General features: G+C 66.9%; 12 protein-coding genes. 6 read left to right on the top strand and 6 right to left on the bottom strand.

Annotated elements, in window-relative coordinates:
- The 6 genes from BM397_RS00005 to BM397_RS00030 all read right to left on the bottom strand — a co-directional run.
- Positions 1 to 525 (bottom strand): AMP-binding protein (locus BM397_RS00005; RefSeq protein WP_143015389.1); only part of this gene is annotated, 525 nt, incomplete at its 3' end.
- 230 nt (positions 526 to 755) lie between these two features.
- The gene (locus BM397_RS00010; RefSeq protein WP_092426790.1) at positions 756 to 1,511 is read right to left on the bottom strand and encodes an ABC transporter ATP-binding protein; all 756 of its coding nucleotides are present in this window, start codon (positions 1,509 to 1,511) and stop codon (positions 756 to 758) included.
- Between the two features lie 12 nt (positions 1,512 to 1,523).
- The gene (locus BM397_RS00015; protein WP_092426788.1) at positions 1,524 to 2,279 is read right to left on the bottom strand and encodes an ABC transporter ATP-binding protein; all 756 of its coding nucleotides are present in this window, start codon (positions 2,277 to 2,279) and stop codon (positions 1,524 to 1,526) included.
- Between the two features lie 10 nt (positions 2,280 to 2,289).
- Positions 2,290 to 3,498, bottom strand: a complete 1,209-nt coding sequence (locus BM397_RS00020) for a branched-chain amino acid ABC transporter permease (protein ID WP_092426786.1) — start codon at positions 3,496 to 3,498, stop codon at positions 2,290 to 2,292.
- A gap of 4 nt (positions 3,499 to 3,502) precedes the next feature.
- Positions 3,503 to 4,534 (bottom strand): branched-chain amino acid ABC transporter permease, encoded by a 1,032-nt coding sequence (locus BM397_RS00025; RefSeq protein WP_092426785.1) that lies wholly within the window; start codon positions 4,532 to 4,534, stop codon positions 3,503 to 3,505.
- A gap of 104 nt (positions 4,535 to 4,638) precedes the next feature.
- Positions 4,639 to 5,985, bottom strand: coding sequence for a substrate-binding protein (locus BM397_RS00030; RefSeq protein ID WP_092426783.1), 1,347 nt, complete (start codon positions 5,983 to 5,985; stop codon positions 4,639 to 4,641).
- Positions 5,986 to 6,207: 222 nt separating this feature from the next.
- Between BM397_RS00030 and BM397_RS00035 the strand changes: the two genes are divergently transcribed.
- From BM397_RS00035 to BM397_RS00060, 6 genes are all read left to right on the top strand, one after another.
- Complete coding sequence (locus BM397_RS00035; RefSeq protein WP_092426781.1) at positions 6,208 to 7,521, top strand: helix-turn-helix domain-containing protein; 1,314 nt, start codon at positions 6,208 to 6,210, stop codon at positions 7,519 to 7,521.
- Between the two features lie 111 nt (positions 7,522 to 7,632).
- Positions 7,633 to 8,016 carry a response regulator transcription factor gene (locus BM397_RS00040; protein ID WP_092426779.1) on the top strand — a complete coding sequence of 128 codons (384 nt, stop codon included), beginning with the start codon at positions 7,633 to 7,635 and terminating at the stop codon, positions 8,014 to 8,016.
- Complete coding sequence (locus BM397_RS00045; protein ID WP_092426777.1) at positions 8,013 to 8,300, top strand: hypothetical protein; 288 nt, start codon at positions 8,013 to 8,015, stop codon at positions 8,298 to 8,300. Before BM397_RS00040 ends, BM397_RS00045 begins: the two co-directional genes overlap by 4 nt.
- Position 8,301: 1 nt before the next feature.
- Positions 8,302 to 10,977, top strand: coding sequence for an ATP-binding protein (locus BM397_RS00050; protein ID WP_092426775.1), 2,676 nt, complete (start codon positions 8,302 to 8,304; stop codon positions 10,975 to 10,977).
- A gap of 119 nt (positions 10,978 to 11,096) precedes the next feature.
- A complete protein-coding gene (locus BM397_RS00055; RefSeq protein ID WP_245696127.1) occupies positions 11,097 to 12,266 on the top strand; it encodes a FliM/FliN family flagellar motor switch protein in 1,170 nt (389 codons plus the stop codon).
- 127 nt (positions 12,267 to 12,393) lie between these two features.
- The gene (locus BM397_RS00060) at positions 12,394 to 14,643 is read left to right on the top strand and encodes a molybdopterin-dependent oxidoreductase (protein ID WP_092426773.1); all 2,250 of its coding nucleotides are present in this window, start codon (positions 12,394 to 12,396) and stop codon (positions 14,641 to 14,643) included.
- Positions 14,644 to 14,734 lie beyond the last annotated feature (91 nt).

Here is a 14,734-nt window from a genome sequence, read left to right on the forward strand (position 1 = left end):
GCGGTTGGCCAGCGCGTCCGGCGAGAAGCCGGCGAAGACGATGGAATGGATGGCGCCGATGCGCGCGCAGGCGAGCATGGCATAGGCCGCCTCGGGGATCATCGGCAGGTAGATCACCACGCGGTCGCCGCGCATGACGCCCTGGCTGAGCAGGACGTTGGCCATGCGGTTCACCTTGTCGTAGAGCTCGGCATAGGTGATGTGCTGGGCGGGATCCTCGGGGTTGTCGGGCTCGAAGATGATCGCGGTCTGGTTTGCGCGGGCGGGCAGGTGGCGGTCGATGCAGTTGTGGGCGACATTGAGCACGCCGTCCTCGAACCACTTGATCGAGACATTGCCGAAGTCGAAGTTGGTATCCTTGATCTTCGTCGGCCGCGCCATCCAGTCGAGCCGCTGCGCCTGCTCGCCCCAGAAACCGTCGGGGTCGGCGACCGAGCGCGCGTACATCTCCTCGTAGCGCGCCGCGTCTACAAGCGCCTTGGCCACAAAATCCTCGGACGGGGGGTGAAGGACGGGTTGCGTCATGATGTCTCCTCCTGTGTTGCGGAGCAGGATGCGTCCACACGCGGCGAATGCAAGAGCACATCGCGGGAAAACTGGTCACGGACGCGCGCGGGGGCGGGCGGAGAGCGCAATGCGCGGAACCGGGGGCGTGACGCGTACTGGCGCGCGGACCGCTCCCCAATGCGGCCCGCGCGCGTCCTGGCGGGGGTCCCCGACCCACCGGGAATTCCAAGGGGGAGTTCGGGTGCGGGTCAGATCGCGAGGTATTCCGCGCGCAGCTCCTCGTTCCCCAGAACCTCGGCTGCGGTGCCGTCGAAGACGATGGAGCCGGTGTCGAGGATGATCGCCCGGTCCGCCAGTTGCAGCGCGCGCACGGCGTTCTGCTCGACGAGGATGGTGGTCATCCCCTGTTCCTTGATGTGGCGCAGGGTCTTCTCGATCTCGTCGACGATGACCGGCGCCAGCCCCTCGTAGGGTTCGTCGAGCAGCAGCACCTTGATGTCGCGCGCCAGCGCCCGGGCGATGGCCAGCATCTGCTGCTCGCCGCCCGAAAGGGTCACCCCCTCCTGCTTTCGCCGCTCGCCGAGGCGTGGGAAGAGATCGTAGAGCCGTTCGATCGACCAGCCGATCGGCGGGGCGATCTGCGCCAGCTGCAGGTTCTCCTCGACCGTGAGGCCGGGAATGATCCGCCGGTCCTCGGGCACGAGGCCGAGCCCCGCCGTCGCCGCCTCGTAGGAGGACATCGTGTGCAGCGGCTTGTGGTCGAGCCAGATCTCGCCGCGCTGGACCTGTGGCGAATTCAGCCGGGCGATGGAGCGTAGCGTGGTTGTCTTGCCCGCGCCATTGCGACCGAGCAGGGCGACGATCTCGCCCTCATGGACGTTGAAGTTGATGCCCTGCACGATGTAGCTCTCGCCGTAGTAGGAGTGCATGTCCCACACCGACAGGAAAGCCGGGGCCGTTTCGGCCATATTTGCGTTCTTGGAAAAATCCGGTCTGACGTTCATCTGGTTCTCTCCTTACGCCGCTTCGCCGAGGTAGGCTTCGCGCACCTTGGGGTGGCCCTTGATGTTTTCGGGGCTGTCCTCGACCAGCGGCGTGCCCTGGGCGAGCACGGTGATCCGGTCCGCGAGGCTGAAGACCACGTGCATGTCGTGCTCGATGATCGCCATGGTGATGTCGCGCTTCTCCTTGATCTCCTTGAGCAGGTCGATCGTGTTGTTGGTGTCGGCGCGGGCCATGCCGGCGGTGGGCTCGTCGAGCAGCAAGAGGCGCGGATCCTGCACCAGGCACATGGCCATCTCGAGCCGCCGCTTGTCGCCGCGCGACATGGAGGCCGAATGCATGTGCCGTTTGTCGAGCATCTTCACGTCCTCGAGCATGGCCTCGGCGCGGCTGCGCAGTTCCCCCTCGCTTTCGACGGAGCGGAAGGCGTGCAGCCGGTAGGCCCCGTCGCGGCGGGCGAAGAGCGGGATCATCATGTTCTCCATCACCGTCAGGTCGCCGAAGATCTCGGGGGTCTGGAACACTCGCGAAATGCCCATCTGGTTGATCTCGAAGGGCTTGCGGCCGAGCACCGACTGGCCGTCAAACAGCACCGATCCGGTGTCGGGGATCAGCTTGCCGACGAGGCAGTTGAGCAGGGTCGACTTGCCCGCACCATTGGGGCCGATGATCGCATGCACGGTGTTCTCGGCGACGCTGAGGTTCACCTCCGACAGGGCCTTGAGCCCGCCGAAGCGCTTGTTGACGTCTTTCACTTCAAGAATGCCCATCTGCGCCTCCTCATTCCGCAGGTTCATGGCTGGCCTTGTTGGCCGCGCCGTTGTCTTCGGACTTGCCGCGCCGCAGCGCCCTGGCGATGCGCTGGCCGCCTTCGACCAGTCCGCCGGGCAGGAAGATCACCACCAGCATGAACATCAGGCCCAGCGTCAGGTGCCAGCCCTTGCCGACGAAGGGGTGGACAAGCGTGACGATGAAGTTCTCGAGCCCGTCGGGCAGGAAGGCGAACCAGCTATGCAGCACGCCATCGTTGATCTTCGAGAAGATGTTCTCGAAGTACTTGATGAAGCCCGCGCCGAGCACCGGGCCGATCAGCGTGCCGGCACCGCCGAGGATGGTCATCAGCACCACCTCGCCGCTCGCGGTCCACTGCATCCGTTCGGGGCCCGCCAGCGGGTCCATCGACGCCAGAAGCCCGCCTGCGAGACCCGCGTACATGCCCGAGATCACGAAGACGGCGAGCGTGTAGGGGCGGGCGTTGAGGCCGGTGTAATAGAGCCGCTGCTGGTTCGACTTGATCGCCCGCAGCATCATGCCGAAGGGCGAGCGGAAGATGCGCACCGCCACGTAGAAGGCGAGGATCATGATCGCGGCGCAGAGGTAGTAGCCGACCGAGAAGTTGAAGCTCCAGGCGCCGATGTCGACGGTGGTGAAGTGGCGCATCTCCAGCCCGAAGAGGTTGGTCACCGGGATGCCGCCGTCGGCGGTGGCCGAGCTGCCGAGGATGCGCGGATCGTCGAGGGTGATCTGCAGCCCGGTCTCGCCGTTGGTGATCGGGGTGAGCACCGAGTAGGCGAGGTTGTAGCTCATCTGTGCGAAGGCCAGCGTCAGGATCGAGAAGTAGATGCCCGAGCGGCGCAGGCTGACGTAGCCGATCACCACGGCAAAGAGCCCGGCCACGATCATCGACAGCAGGATCGCCGGAATGACGTTCATGCTCAGCAGCTTGAACATCCAGACCGCGGCGTAGCTGCCGGCTCCCAGAAAGGCCGCGTGGCCGAAGCTCAGGTAGCCGGTCAGGCCGAACAGCAGGTTGAAGCCGATGGCGAAGATGCCGAAGATCACGAAGCGCTGCATCAGGTCGGGATAGCCCGCGTTGAACTGCGCCAGCGAGCTGTTGCCGGGGAAGGGGTTGAGGATGAACGGCGCGCAGAGCGCCAGGATGATCACGACCACGAAGACGGTGGTATCTTTCTTGCCAAGTCCGAACATGGTCTTAGTCCTCCATCACGCCCTTGCGGCCCATGAGGCCCCTCGGACGGGTCAGCAGAATGATGATGGCGACGAGGTAGATGATGATCTGGTCGATGCCGGGAAGGATGGTCTTGATCTCGTTCATCGACGCGAAGCTCTCGAGCACGCCCAGAACGAAGCCCGCCAGAACCGCGCCTGGCAGCGAGCCCATTCCGCCGACGACGACCACCACGAAGCTTAGCACGAGGAAGTCCATTCCCATGTGGTAGTTCGGCGAATTGATCGGTGCGTACATCACGCCCGCCAAACCTGCCACCGCGGCGGCGAGGCCGAACATGATGGTGAAGCGGCGGTCGATATTGATGCCCAGCAGGCCCACGGTCTCGCGGTCGGCCATGCCCGCGCGCACCACCATGCCGAAGGTGGTGAACTGCAGGAAGGCGAAGACGGCACCGACGATCAGTGCGGCGAAGGCGAAGTAGACGAGGCGCCAGTAGGGGTAGATGATCACGTTGGGATCGAAGCCCAGCAGCACGCCGAAATCGAAGGAGCCGCGGAACACGTCGGGCGCGGGCGTCGGGATCGGGTTGGCGCCGTAGAAATACTTGATGATCTCCTGCAGCACGATGGCGAGGCCGAAGGTCACGAGGATCTGGTCGGCGTGCGGGCGGCGGTAGAAATGCTTGATCAGCCCGCGCTCCATGATCACGCCGATGGCGATCATCACCGGGATCGAGAAGAGGATCGCCAGCGGCACCGACCAGTCGATGATCGTGGCGCCCGCAGCCTCTCCGAACCAGTCGTTCACGTAGGGCACGTCGACCTTCAGCGGGTTGCCGAGAAAGTCCTTGCGGCTCTCGTCGACCACCTGGTGCGACAGGGTCAGGATGCGGTTGAGCGTGACGGCGCAGAAGGCGCCGATCATGAACAGCGCGCCATGGGCGAAGTTGACCACCCCGAGCGTGCCGAAGATGAGGGTGAGCCCCAGCGCGATCAGCGCATAGGCCGAGCCCTTGTCGAGCCCGTTCAGGATTTGAAGAATGATTGCGTCCATGTCCCGGCCTTCAGGTCAAAGCAAGTGCGGACGTTCCCGGCACGGGGCCGGGAACGCGGGGATGCGGCCAGGCAAACGCGACCTGGCCGGCTCCGGTGAAGGGCTCAGGCGCCCGGGTTGCAGGACCCGAGGTTGCCGCCCGAGAACATCGGGTGATCCGGGGCATATTCCACCTGCGCACGCGGGGTGACCTCGACCACTTCCAGCAGGTCGAACTCGGATTCCGGGTTCTCCTTGCCGCGCACCACCAGCACGTCCTTGAAGCACTGGTGATCGTCGGCGCGGTAGAGCGTCGGGCCGTTGCCCAGGCCGTCGAACTCGAAGCCCTCGAGCGCGGCGCCCACCTCGCAGGGGTTGAAGCTGCCGGCGCGCTGCACGGCGTCTGCATAGAGCAGGGTCTGCACGTAGCAGGTGTGCGCGGCCTGGCTCGGCGGGAAGCCGTACTTGGTGCCGAAGCTCTTCACGAAGGCCTTGGATCCCTCGTCCTGCAGCGACCAGTGCCAGTTGGTCGAGCCGAAGATGCCCTTGACGTTCTCACCGGCGCCGCGCGCCATCAGGCGCGAGTAGAGCGGCACGACGATCTCGAAGTTCTTGCCGTTCACCTGCTTGTCGCGCAGGCCGAACTGCACGGCGTTGGTGAGCGAGTTCACCATGTTCCCGCCGTAGTGGTTGAGCACCAGAACGTCGGCGCCGGAATTCAGCACCGGCGCGATGTAGGACGAGAAATCGGTCTGGGCGAGCGGCGTCAGAACGTTGTTGACGGTCTCCCAGCCAAGCGCCTCGGTGGCGGCCTGGATCGACTCCTGCTGGGTCCAGCCCCAGGTGTAGTCGGCGGTCAGGTGATAGGCCTTGCGGTCGTTGCCATACATCTTCGACAGCACCGGGGCGAGCGCCGCGGCGGACATGTAGGCGTTGAAGAAGTGACGGAAACCGTTCGCCTTCTTGTCCTTGCCGGTGGTGTCGTTGGAGTGCGTCAGGCCGGCCATGAAGATCACGCCCGCCTCCTGGCAGAGGCCCTGCACGGCCACGGCGACGCCCGAGGACGAGCCGCCGGAAATCATCACCGCGCCGTCCTTCTCGATCATCGACTTGGCGCTGGCGCGGGCGGCGTCGGACTTGGTCTGCGTGTCGCCGGTGACATATTCGACCTTCTTGCCGAGGATGCCGGTGCCATCCAGCGTCTTCGAGCTGAAGGTGTTGATCATGCCGCCATCGCCGCCACCGTTCAGGTGCTCGACCGCCAGCTCGAAGGCGCGCAGCTCGTCGGCGCCCTCGTCGGCGTAGGGGCCGGTCTGCGGCACGTTGAAGCCGAGGGTCACTGTGCCGCCGGTGGGTTCGTTGGTGAAGGCGGATGCGGCCGAGCTGGTGAAGATCGTCGGCAGGGCGACGCCGGCTCCCGCGACGGCACCCGTTCTCAGCACGCCGCGGCGTGTCAGAGTCGATTTGGACATTGATTTCCTCCCGTTTGAAATTTGCACCGCCGGGCTCCTCTTCCCGAGAGTGCAAAAACACGTTTCCGTGCAAAATCAGTATCGGACCACGAAAGAAAATCACGCAACAACTGCTTTTAGGTTAACAATTTTTTTGTCAACAAATGCACAAAGCAATAGGCTAAGCTGTAAAGAAATTTATCTTGCGCCGCAGAAAGGCCTTGAAAGGGTTCAAAAACCATCATGCCCCGCGATACGCTCACCGGTAGCCGGATCCGCGAAAGACGCACGATTCTAGGGCTTAAGCAGGCCGACCTTGCACGGCAGGCGGGAATATCCGCATCCTACCTCAACCTGATAGAGCACAATCGCCGCAGAATCGGTGGCAAATTGCTGCTCGATCTCGCCGGAATTCTCAAGGTCGAACCGTCAATGCTGACGGAGGGGGCCGAGGCGGCGCTGATTGCCTCGCTTCGCGAAGCGGCGAGCACAACCCGCGGCAGCACCGCGGAATTGGACCGGGTCGATGAATTCGCCGGCAGATTTCCCGGATGGGCGCGGCTACTGGCCGAGGCGCGGCTGCGGATCGAGACGCTGGAGCGCAGCGTCGAGACGCTCAGCGACCGGCTGGCGCATGACCCGCAACTGGCCGAGGCGCTGCACGAGATGCTATCGACCGTCACCGCGATCCGATCTGCCGCATCGATCCTCAACGAGCCCGAGGAGATCGATCCCGACTGGCAACGCCGCTTCCACCGCAACATCCACGAGGACAGCGCCCGGCTCGCCGAAAGTAGCCGCAGCCTTGTCAGCTACCTCGAGGCCGAGGGCAAGGCGGCGAGTGAGAGCGGCACCCCGCAGGAGGAAGTGACGGCGATCTTCGAGGGCGAGGGCTATCATTTCCCCGCGCTCGAAGCCGGGCAGGCCCCGGAGGCGCTCGCGGCAGATCTGGACACCGACCTTTCCGACAGCGCGCGGGCGCTGCTGGCGCGTGCCCTTCGCACCTACGCCGAGGACGCGGCCATGCTGCCGCTGGAACCGCTGCTGGCCGCGGTCTCCGAGGTTGGCGCCGACCCGCTGGCGCTGGTGCGCCGCTTCGGGTGCGATCCGGCCCGCGCCATGCGGCGGCTGGCGGCGCTTCCGGCGGGGGCACCCTGCGGGCCGGTGGGGCTGGCGATCTGCGACGCCTCGGGCGCGCTGACCTTCCGCAAGCCGCTGCCCGAGTTCCCGATCCCGCGCTTCGGCGCCGACTGCCCGCTCTGGCCGCTGTTCCCGGCGCTCAGCCGTCCCATGGCCGTGCTGTCGCGCCGTGTGCAGTTCGCCGGTCGGCAGGGCGGTGCGGTGCGGGCCTTTGCCGTGGCGCAACCCGCCAGCCTGCCGGAGCCCAACCGCGACCCGATCTTCGAGGCGCACATGATGTTCACCCCGGAGGGTCCGGGGCAGGGCGGCGAGGACACCGAGCTGGTCGGCGTCACCTGCCGCATCTGCGCGCGCCGGGGCTGCCCGGCGCGGCGCGAGCCGTCGCTGCTGGGTGACGCGGCGGAGCAGGGCGTCTGACGGTGGTCTTATTTTGACAGGACGGTAAACATTGGCGATAACGGAAAAACACGGGGGAGTTAGCCTCGGCACCGGAAAGGGGAGAGTCCGGGGCCTTGGGGAGAGGGGTGCATGTCCAAACACGTGCTGCTGATCGAGGATGAGCCGAATATCATCGAGGCGATCAGCTTCATCCTGTCGCGCGAAGGGCTGTCGGTGGAAACCCACTCCGACGGCACCACGGCCAATGACAAGCTGCGCGGTGCCAATCCCGATCTGCTGATCCTCGACGTCATGTTGCCCGGCAAGAGCGGCTACGACATCCTGCGGGAGCTGCGTGCCGATCCGCTGACCGCCGAGCTGCCGGTGCTGATGCTGACCGCCCGCGGCCAGACCCGCGACCGCGAGATGGCCGAGCGCGAGGGAGTCAGCGCCTTCATGTCGAAACCCTTCGCCAACAGCGAGATGCTGGACATGGTGCGGAGCCTGCTGAACGGCGCGCCGAAAGAGGCATGAGCGAGGACGCCCCCCGCCGCGGCACGCCGCCGCTGTTCCTCGAACGCCAGTCCTACCGGCGTCGGCGGGTGATGGACGGCGCGCGGGTGCTGCCCTTTCTCGGTGCGCTGCTCTGGCTGGTGCCGCTGCTCTGGCAGGAGGACCCGGCCGAGGGGGTGCGCAGCTCGGCGGTGATCGTCTACCTCTTCGGGGTCTGGCTGCTGCTGGTCCTGCTGGCGGGTTTCATCGCCTGGGCGCTGGGGCGGCCCGCGCCGGGAGAACGGCTCGGCGACGGGGGCGAGTGAGATGCTCAACACGCTGGTCGCCGTCTGTATCGCCTACGCGCTGTTCCTCTTTGCCATCGCCTTCGCTGCCGAACGCATCGCTGCCCATGGACAGGCGCGCTGGCTGCGTTCGCCGGCGGTCTACACCTTGTCGCTGTCGATCTACTGTACCGCCTGGACCTTCTACGGCGCGGTCGGCTCGGCGGTGCGCACCGGCTTCGAGTACCTGGCGATATACCTCGGCCCTTCGCTGGTGCTGATCGGCTGGTGGTGGATCCTGCGCAAGCTGGTGCGCATCGGCCGCTCGCAGCGCATCACATCGGTCGCCGATCTCGTCTCGTCGCGTTATGGCAAGTCCAACCTGCTGGCGGTGGGGGTGACCATCCTCGCGGTGATCGGCACCACCCCCTATATCGCGCTGCAACTGCAGTCGGTGACGCTGAGCTTCGAGGCCTTCTCGGCCGGGCAGGTGATCCTCGGCGAGGAAAAGGGCCACACCGCGCTCTGGGTCGCTGCCGGTCTGGCGCTCTTCACGGTGATCTTCGGCACCCGCAACCTCGACGCCAATGAACGGCACAACGGCGTTGTCATGGCGATCGCGGTCGAGGCGGTGGTGAAGCTCTTCGCGCTGCTCGCCGTCGGGGTCTTCGTGGTCTGGGGGCTGGGCGGAGGACTGAGCGAGACGCTGGCGCGGATCGACGCCTCGGACCTCGGGCACTGGCGCATCGACGGCGGCCGCTGGGCCGGGGTGATGCTGCTCTCGGCGGCCGCCTTCCTCTGCCTGCCGCGCATCTTCCAGGTGCTGGTGGTGGAGAACGACAACGAGACCCACCTGCGCACCGCCAGCTGGGCTTTCCCGCTTTATCTCGGCCTGATGAGCCTCTTCGTGGTGCCGATCGCGGTGATCGGCCTCGACCTGCTGCCTGCGGGGTCGAACCCCGACCTTTTCGTGCTGACGCTGCCGCTGTCGCAGGGGCAGGGCGAACTGGCGGTGCTGTCCTTCCTCGGTGGCTTCAGCTCGGCGACCTCGATGGTCATCGTCGCGGCCATTGCGCTCTCGACCATGGTGTCGAACCACGTGGTGATGCCGCTCTGGCTGCGCTTCGCCGAGCCCGGCGCGACCGTCTCGGGCGACGTGCGCGGCGTGGTGCTGCTGGCCCGCCGCCTGTCGATCATCGGCGTGGTGATGCTGGGCTATCTCTACTACCGCCTTTCGGGCGGCGGCGAGGCGCTGGCGACCATCGGCTTCGTCTCATTCGCTGGCGTGGCGCAGGTGCTGCCGGCGATGCTGGGCGGCATTTTCTGGCGCGGTGCGTCCAAGGCGGGCGCCTTCACCGGGCTGATCCTCGGCTTCGTCGTCTGGAATTACACGCTCTTTCTGCCGTCCTTCGGGCCGGGCGTGCTGATGCCCGAGAGCTGGTTCCTGGGCGGCCCGCTCGGCATCGGCTTCCTGCGGCCGCAGGCGATGTTCGGCCTGACGGACATGGACCCGCTGCTGCACGCCTTCTTCTGGTCGATGAGCGTCAACACCGGCGGCTTCATCATCGTCTCCCTTCTCAGTTTCCCGCAGCCGCTGGAGCGCCTGCAGGGCGCGCAGTTCGTCAATGTCTTCGAGCATTCCACCGGCCCGCGCAGCTGGACCGGCAACGTGGCGCAATCCGAGGACCTGATGATCATGGCGCAGCGCATCCTCGGGGCGCGCGACGCGCAGGACCTATTCGAGCGCGAGGCCGAGAGGCAGGGCGGGCGCGGCCCGCTGCCCGATGTGACGCCGCAGTTCCTCGAGACGCTGGAGCGCGAGCTGGCGGGCTCTGTCGGCGCGGCCACTGCGCATGCCATGGTCGGGCAGATCGTCGGCGGCATGTCGGTCTCGGTCGAGGACCTGATGGCCGTGGCCGACGAGACCGCGCAGATGATGGAATACTCGGCCCGGCTCGAGGCGCAGTCGCAGGAACTGGCGCGCACCGCGGCGCAGCTGCGCGAGGCCAATACCAAGCTGACCCGCCTGTCGGTGCAGAAGGACGCCTTCCTCAGCCAGATCAGCCACGAGCTGCGCACGCCGATGACCTCGATCCGGGCCTTTTCCGAGATCCTCCGCGACACCGCGGGGTTGAGCGCCGAGGAAAAGACCAAATACGCCTCGATCATCCATGACGAGGCGATCCGCCTGACCCGGCTGCTCGATGATCTGCTGGATCTGTCGGTGCTGGAGAACGGGCAAGTGAACCTCAATCTGCGGCAGGGGCTGCTGTCGGACGTGCTCGACCGCGCCGTGGCGGCGGCGGCGGCGGACGAGGCCGGGCGTCGGCTCGACATCCGTCGCGACCGGGCGGCAGAGCAGATCGTGCTGCATACCGATCTCGACCGGCTCAGCCAGGTGTTCATCAACCTCATCGCCAATGCCCGCAAGTATTGCGACGCGCCGCAGCCGCGGCTGGAGATCCGCGTGCGTGCTGGCACCCGGCTGGCCATCGATTTCACCGACAACGGCTCTGGTGTCGCGGCGGAGGCGCAGGATGTGATCTTCGAGAAATTCAGCCGCGTCAGCGACCAGAAGGCCGGGGGGGCGGGGCTCGGTCTGGCGATCTGCCGACAGATCGTCACCCGGCTCGGCGGCGACATCACCTACGTGCCGGGGCGCGGCGGGGCCTCCTTCCGGGTGAGCCTGCCCGCCGAACTGGCCATCGCCGCACAATAAGTCCACGGTGATCGGCTCATTCTAAAGTTGATGGTAACCAAATCTCGGCAAGGATCGTCAGCGCCACTCTTCGGAAGATTGGGCCGACAGGGACGATGCCAGAAGCAGCCGGACAAAGTATGAGACAGGCAGCCGCACAGGCCGCCGGACAGAGCGCCAGGCAGGATGTGCTGAGCCGCAAGGCCGACGCCGCGCGCCGCGTGTTCGAGGCGCGTGCCATGTCGCCGGCCAAGGCGCTGCGCCGGGCACTGTCGCGCAGCGCCGACGTGCTGTGGGATCTGGCGCTGGTGGCCAAGGCAGTCGATCAGGAACACCTCGATCAGGATGGCGTGGTGGCGCAGCTTCCGCCCGAGGCGCTGCTGCTGCTGCTCGACGGACCCGAGGGGGTGGTGGGTTTCGTGACGCTAGAGCGCGACCTCGTCGTGGGGCTGACCGAGGTGCAGACCATGCTGCAAGTCACCCAGATGCCCGCCGATCCGCGCCCGTTCACCGCAACCGACGCGGCCATGGCGGCGCCGCTGCTCGACGCCACGCTCGAACGCTTCGCCCGCTTTCTCGAGGACCATCCGCTTCGCGCGCAGATCGAGGGGTTCCGCTTCGGCGCCATGCTCGAGGATGCGCGCGCCGCGGGGATGCTGCTCGATGCACCGGGTTACATGATGTTCCGCACCACGCTCGACCTCGCGCTGGGCCGCCGCCGGGGCGAGCTGCGGCTGTTCCTGCCTGAGCGGCCCGGCGCGCGCCGGGCCGCGCCGCCGGGGCAACCCGGCGCGCACGAACAGAAGATGGAGCTGCTGCCGGCGCAGATGCAGGCGGTGCTGGGCGCGCTGCGCCTGCCGCTCGGCAGGGTCCAGGCGCTGCAGCCGGGCGATCTGTTGCCGCTGGCGCCCGAAGTGCTGGAGCGCGTGACATTCTACACTGGCCCCGGCACGCCGGTCGCTGGCGGACGGCTCGGGCAGATGAACGGCATGCGCGCGGTGCGCCTCACCTGGCCACGCGGCGCGGGCAGCGGCGAAGGGCGTGGCCCGGTGGGTACGCTGCGGCCCTCGCCCGCCGAACCGCGCGCCGTCACCGACGCGATGGCTGAGCCGCAGGAGGTCGAATTCGATGAGATGGCCTCAGGCCTTCCGGATCTCCCTGACCTGCCAGATCCCGGCTCCGGCGATTTCGATTTCAGCACGCAGTTCGGCGGCACCACCGAGGGGGAGGCCGGCTCCGAGGACGCGGAGGGGGCCATGGCGGACTTCGACTTCGATTTCTCCGCCGCGCCTCTCGATAACGAGCAATAGCAGGACGCCGGAGGCCGTGCTCCGGCGCGCGCTGTCCGCCTGATGCGCGCCCTTGTCTTTTTCGCTGTCATGTCGTGTTACTCTGGCCAGAAATCACGCTGCCTGTTCAGCTGCCGGAGCTGCCCCCATGTCCCTTCCGACCGACCGCAAGACCCGCGTCACCACCAGCCACTGGGGGGCCTTCGAGGTCACCACCGAGGGCGGGCGCATTACTGGCACCGCGCCTTTTGCCGAAGATCCCGATCCCTCGGCGATCCCCGAGATCCTGCCGCAGGCGGTGCATCATCGCAGCCGGGTCGCGCGCCCCTCGATCCGCCGCGGCTGGCTCGAACGCCGTGACCGCAGCGGGCGGGGCAGCGACGACTTTGTCGAGCTGCCCTGGGACGAGGCACTGGACATCGCCGCCGCCGAGATCGACCGCATCCGCAAGGCGCACGGCAACGCGGCCATCTTCGGCGGCTCCTACGGTTGGTCCTCCGCCGGGCGCTTCCACCACGCGCAGAGCCAGGTGCACCGCTTTCTCAACAGCATCGGCGGTTATGTCGCCTCCTTCGGCAGCTATTCCACCGGCTGCGCGCAGGCGATCATGCCGCATGTCTTTGGCGTGACCTTCCTGCGCTACCTCTACAACGAACAGGACAGCTGGCAGACCATCGCCGAGAACACCGAGACACTGGTGATGTTCGGCGGCATCAACAAGAAGAACGCGCAGGTTAGCATGGGCGGCATCACCCGCCACGACACCGGCAGCTGGTTCGACCGCTTCCAGGCCAAGGGCATGCGCTGCGTCAACATCGGCCCGCAGCGCCGCGATGCCCCCGAGGGATGTGAGTGGCTGCCGGTCCGTCCCGGCTCGGACACCGCGCTGATGCTGGCGCTGGCTTTCGTGCTGGAACAGGAGGGGCTGACGGATCACGCCTTCCTCGACCGCTATACCGTCGGTTTTGAGCGCTTCCGCCCCTACCTCATGGGCGAAAGCGACGGGATGCCCAAGACCCCGGAATGGGCCAGCCCGATCTGCGGCGTCGATCCCGACACCATCCGCGCGCTGGCCCGCCGCATGGCGAGCACCCGCACGCTGATCACAGTCGCCTGGTCGCTGCAGCGCGCCGAGCATGGTGAGCAGCCCTACTGGATGTCGGCGGTGCTGGCGGCGATGCTCGGGCAGATCGGCCTGCCGGGCGGCGGCGTCGGCTACGGATACGGCGCGATCGGCGGCATCGGCAAGTCGATGAAATCGCTGCGTGGCATGACCCTCGACCAGTTGCAGAACCCGGTCGGCACCTTCATCCCCGTCGCGCGCATCGCCGACATGCTGGCCCACCCTGGCGAACTTTATGACTTCAACGGCCGCCGCGAGCCTTACCCGGACATTCGCCTCGTCTACTGGGCGGGCGGCAACCCCTTCCACCACCATCAGGACCTCAATCGGCTCTCCGAGGCGTGGAAATGCCCCGAGACGGTGATCGTCAACGAGCCGTGGTGGACCGCCACCGCCAAACGCGCCGACATCGTCTTCCCGGCCACCACCAGCTACGAGCGCGAGGACATCGGCCGCACCGACCTCGACGAGTATCTGTTCAACATGCCCGCGATGATCGAGCCGGTGGGCGAGGCGCGCGACGACTATGATATTTTCGCCGGGCTCGCCGAGCGCATGGGAGACGGGGCACGCTTCACCGAGGGGCGGAGCAGCGGGGAGTGGTTGCGGCATCTCTACGACGGCTACCGTGAAAGCGGCGCGGCCGCGGGTATCGAGGTGCCCTCCTTCGACGAGTTGCGCGAGAAGAACTGGGTCAAGCTGCCCATCGTGCAGGAACCGCCGCTGCCGTCCTTCCTCGCCCGCTTCCGCGCCGATCCCGAGGGCAAGGCGCTGAACACGCCGTCCGGGCGGATCGAGATCTTTTCCGAGACGATCGACAGCTTCGGCTATGCCGACTGCCCCGGCCATCCGGCCTGGCTCGAGCCGAGCGAATGGCTCGGCAAGGCCACGGCGCAGACGCCGCTGCACATGGTTTCGCCGCAGCCCGGCGACAAGCTGCACAGCCAGCTCGAGAGCGCGCTGGCCGATCAGCCCGACGCCCGGCCCGAGCGGCTGCTGATCCATCCCGAGGACGCCCGCCCGCGCGGTATCGCCTCGGGCGATCTGGTGCTGGTGCGCAACGCCCGCGGCGCGGCCCGGGCGCGGGCCGTGGTGACCGAGGACATCCGGCTCGGCGTCGTCGCTTTGCCCACCGGCGCCTGGTATGGCGATGCGTCCGAGAACATCGACCCGCATGGCAACCCCAACGTGCTGACGCGCGACAAAGGCACCTCGTCGCTGGGGCAGGGGTCGTCGGCGCATACCACGCTGGTCGAGGTCGGCCCGCTGGGCTGACCGGGGCCGGGTTAGTTCGGCATCGCCGATTTGCGAAAGTGCCGCTTCGGGTTACCTTTCTGTCCAACGCCCCGCAGGCCGGGGCGGCAGA

The sequence above is a fragment of the Alloyangia pacifica genome (genome assembly GCF_900116195.1).
Classification (GTDB): domain Bacteria; phylum Pseudomonadota; class Alphaproteobacteria; order Rhodobacterales; family Rhodobacteraceae; genus Salipiger; species Salipiger pacificus.

Bases quoted from the DNA above. Each gene is read 5' to 3' on its own strand.
- BM397_RS00035 (WP_092426781.1), top strand. From the start codon at position 6,208: ATGCCCCGCGATACGCTCACCGGTAGCCGGATCCGCGAAAGACGCACG.
- BM397_RS00045 (WP_092426777.1), top strand. From the start codon at position 8,013: ATGAGCGAGGACGCCCCCCGCCGCGGCACGCCGCCGCTGTTCCTCGAA.
- BM397_RS00020 (WP_092426786.1), bottom strand. From the start codon at position 3,498: ATGTTCGGACTTGGCAAGAAAGATACCACCGTCTTCGTGGTCGTGATC.
- BM397_RS00040 (WP_092426779.1), top strand. From the start codon at position 7,633: ATGTCCAAACACGTGCTGCTGATCGAGGATGAGCCGAATATCATCGAG.
- BM397_RS00030 (WP_092426783.1), bottom strand. From the start codon at position 5,985: ATGTCCAAATCGACTCTGACACGCCGCGGCGTGCTGAGAACGGGTGCC.
- BM397_RS00010 (WP_092426790.1), bottom strand. From the start codon at position 1,511: ATGAACGTCAGACCGGATTTTTCCAAGAACGCAAATATGGCCGAAACG.
- BM397_RS00060 (WP_092426773.1), top strand. From the start codon at position 12,394: ATGTCCCTTCCGACCGACCGCAAGACCCGCGTCACCACCAGCCACTGG.
- BM397_RS00015 (WP_092426788.1), bottom strand. From the start codon at position 2,279: ATGGGCATTCTTGAAGTGAAAGACGTCAACAAGCGCTTCGGCGGGCTC.
- BM397_RS00055 (WP_245696127.1), top strand. From the start codon at position 11,097: ATGAGACAGGCAGCCGCACAGGCCGCCGGACAGAGCGCCAGGCAGGAT.
- BM397_RS00050 (WP_092426775.1), top strand. From the start codon at position 8,302: ATGCTCAACACGCTGGTCGCCGTCTGTATCGCCTACGCGCTGTTCCTC.
- BM397_RS00025 (WP_092426785.1), bottom strand. From the start codon at position 4,534: ATGGACGCAATCATTCTTCAAATCCTGAACGGGCTCGACAAGGGCTCG.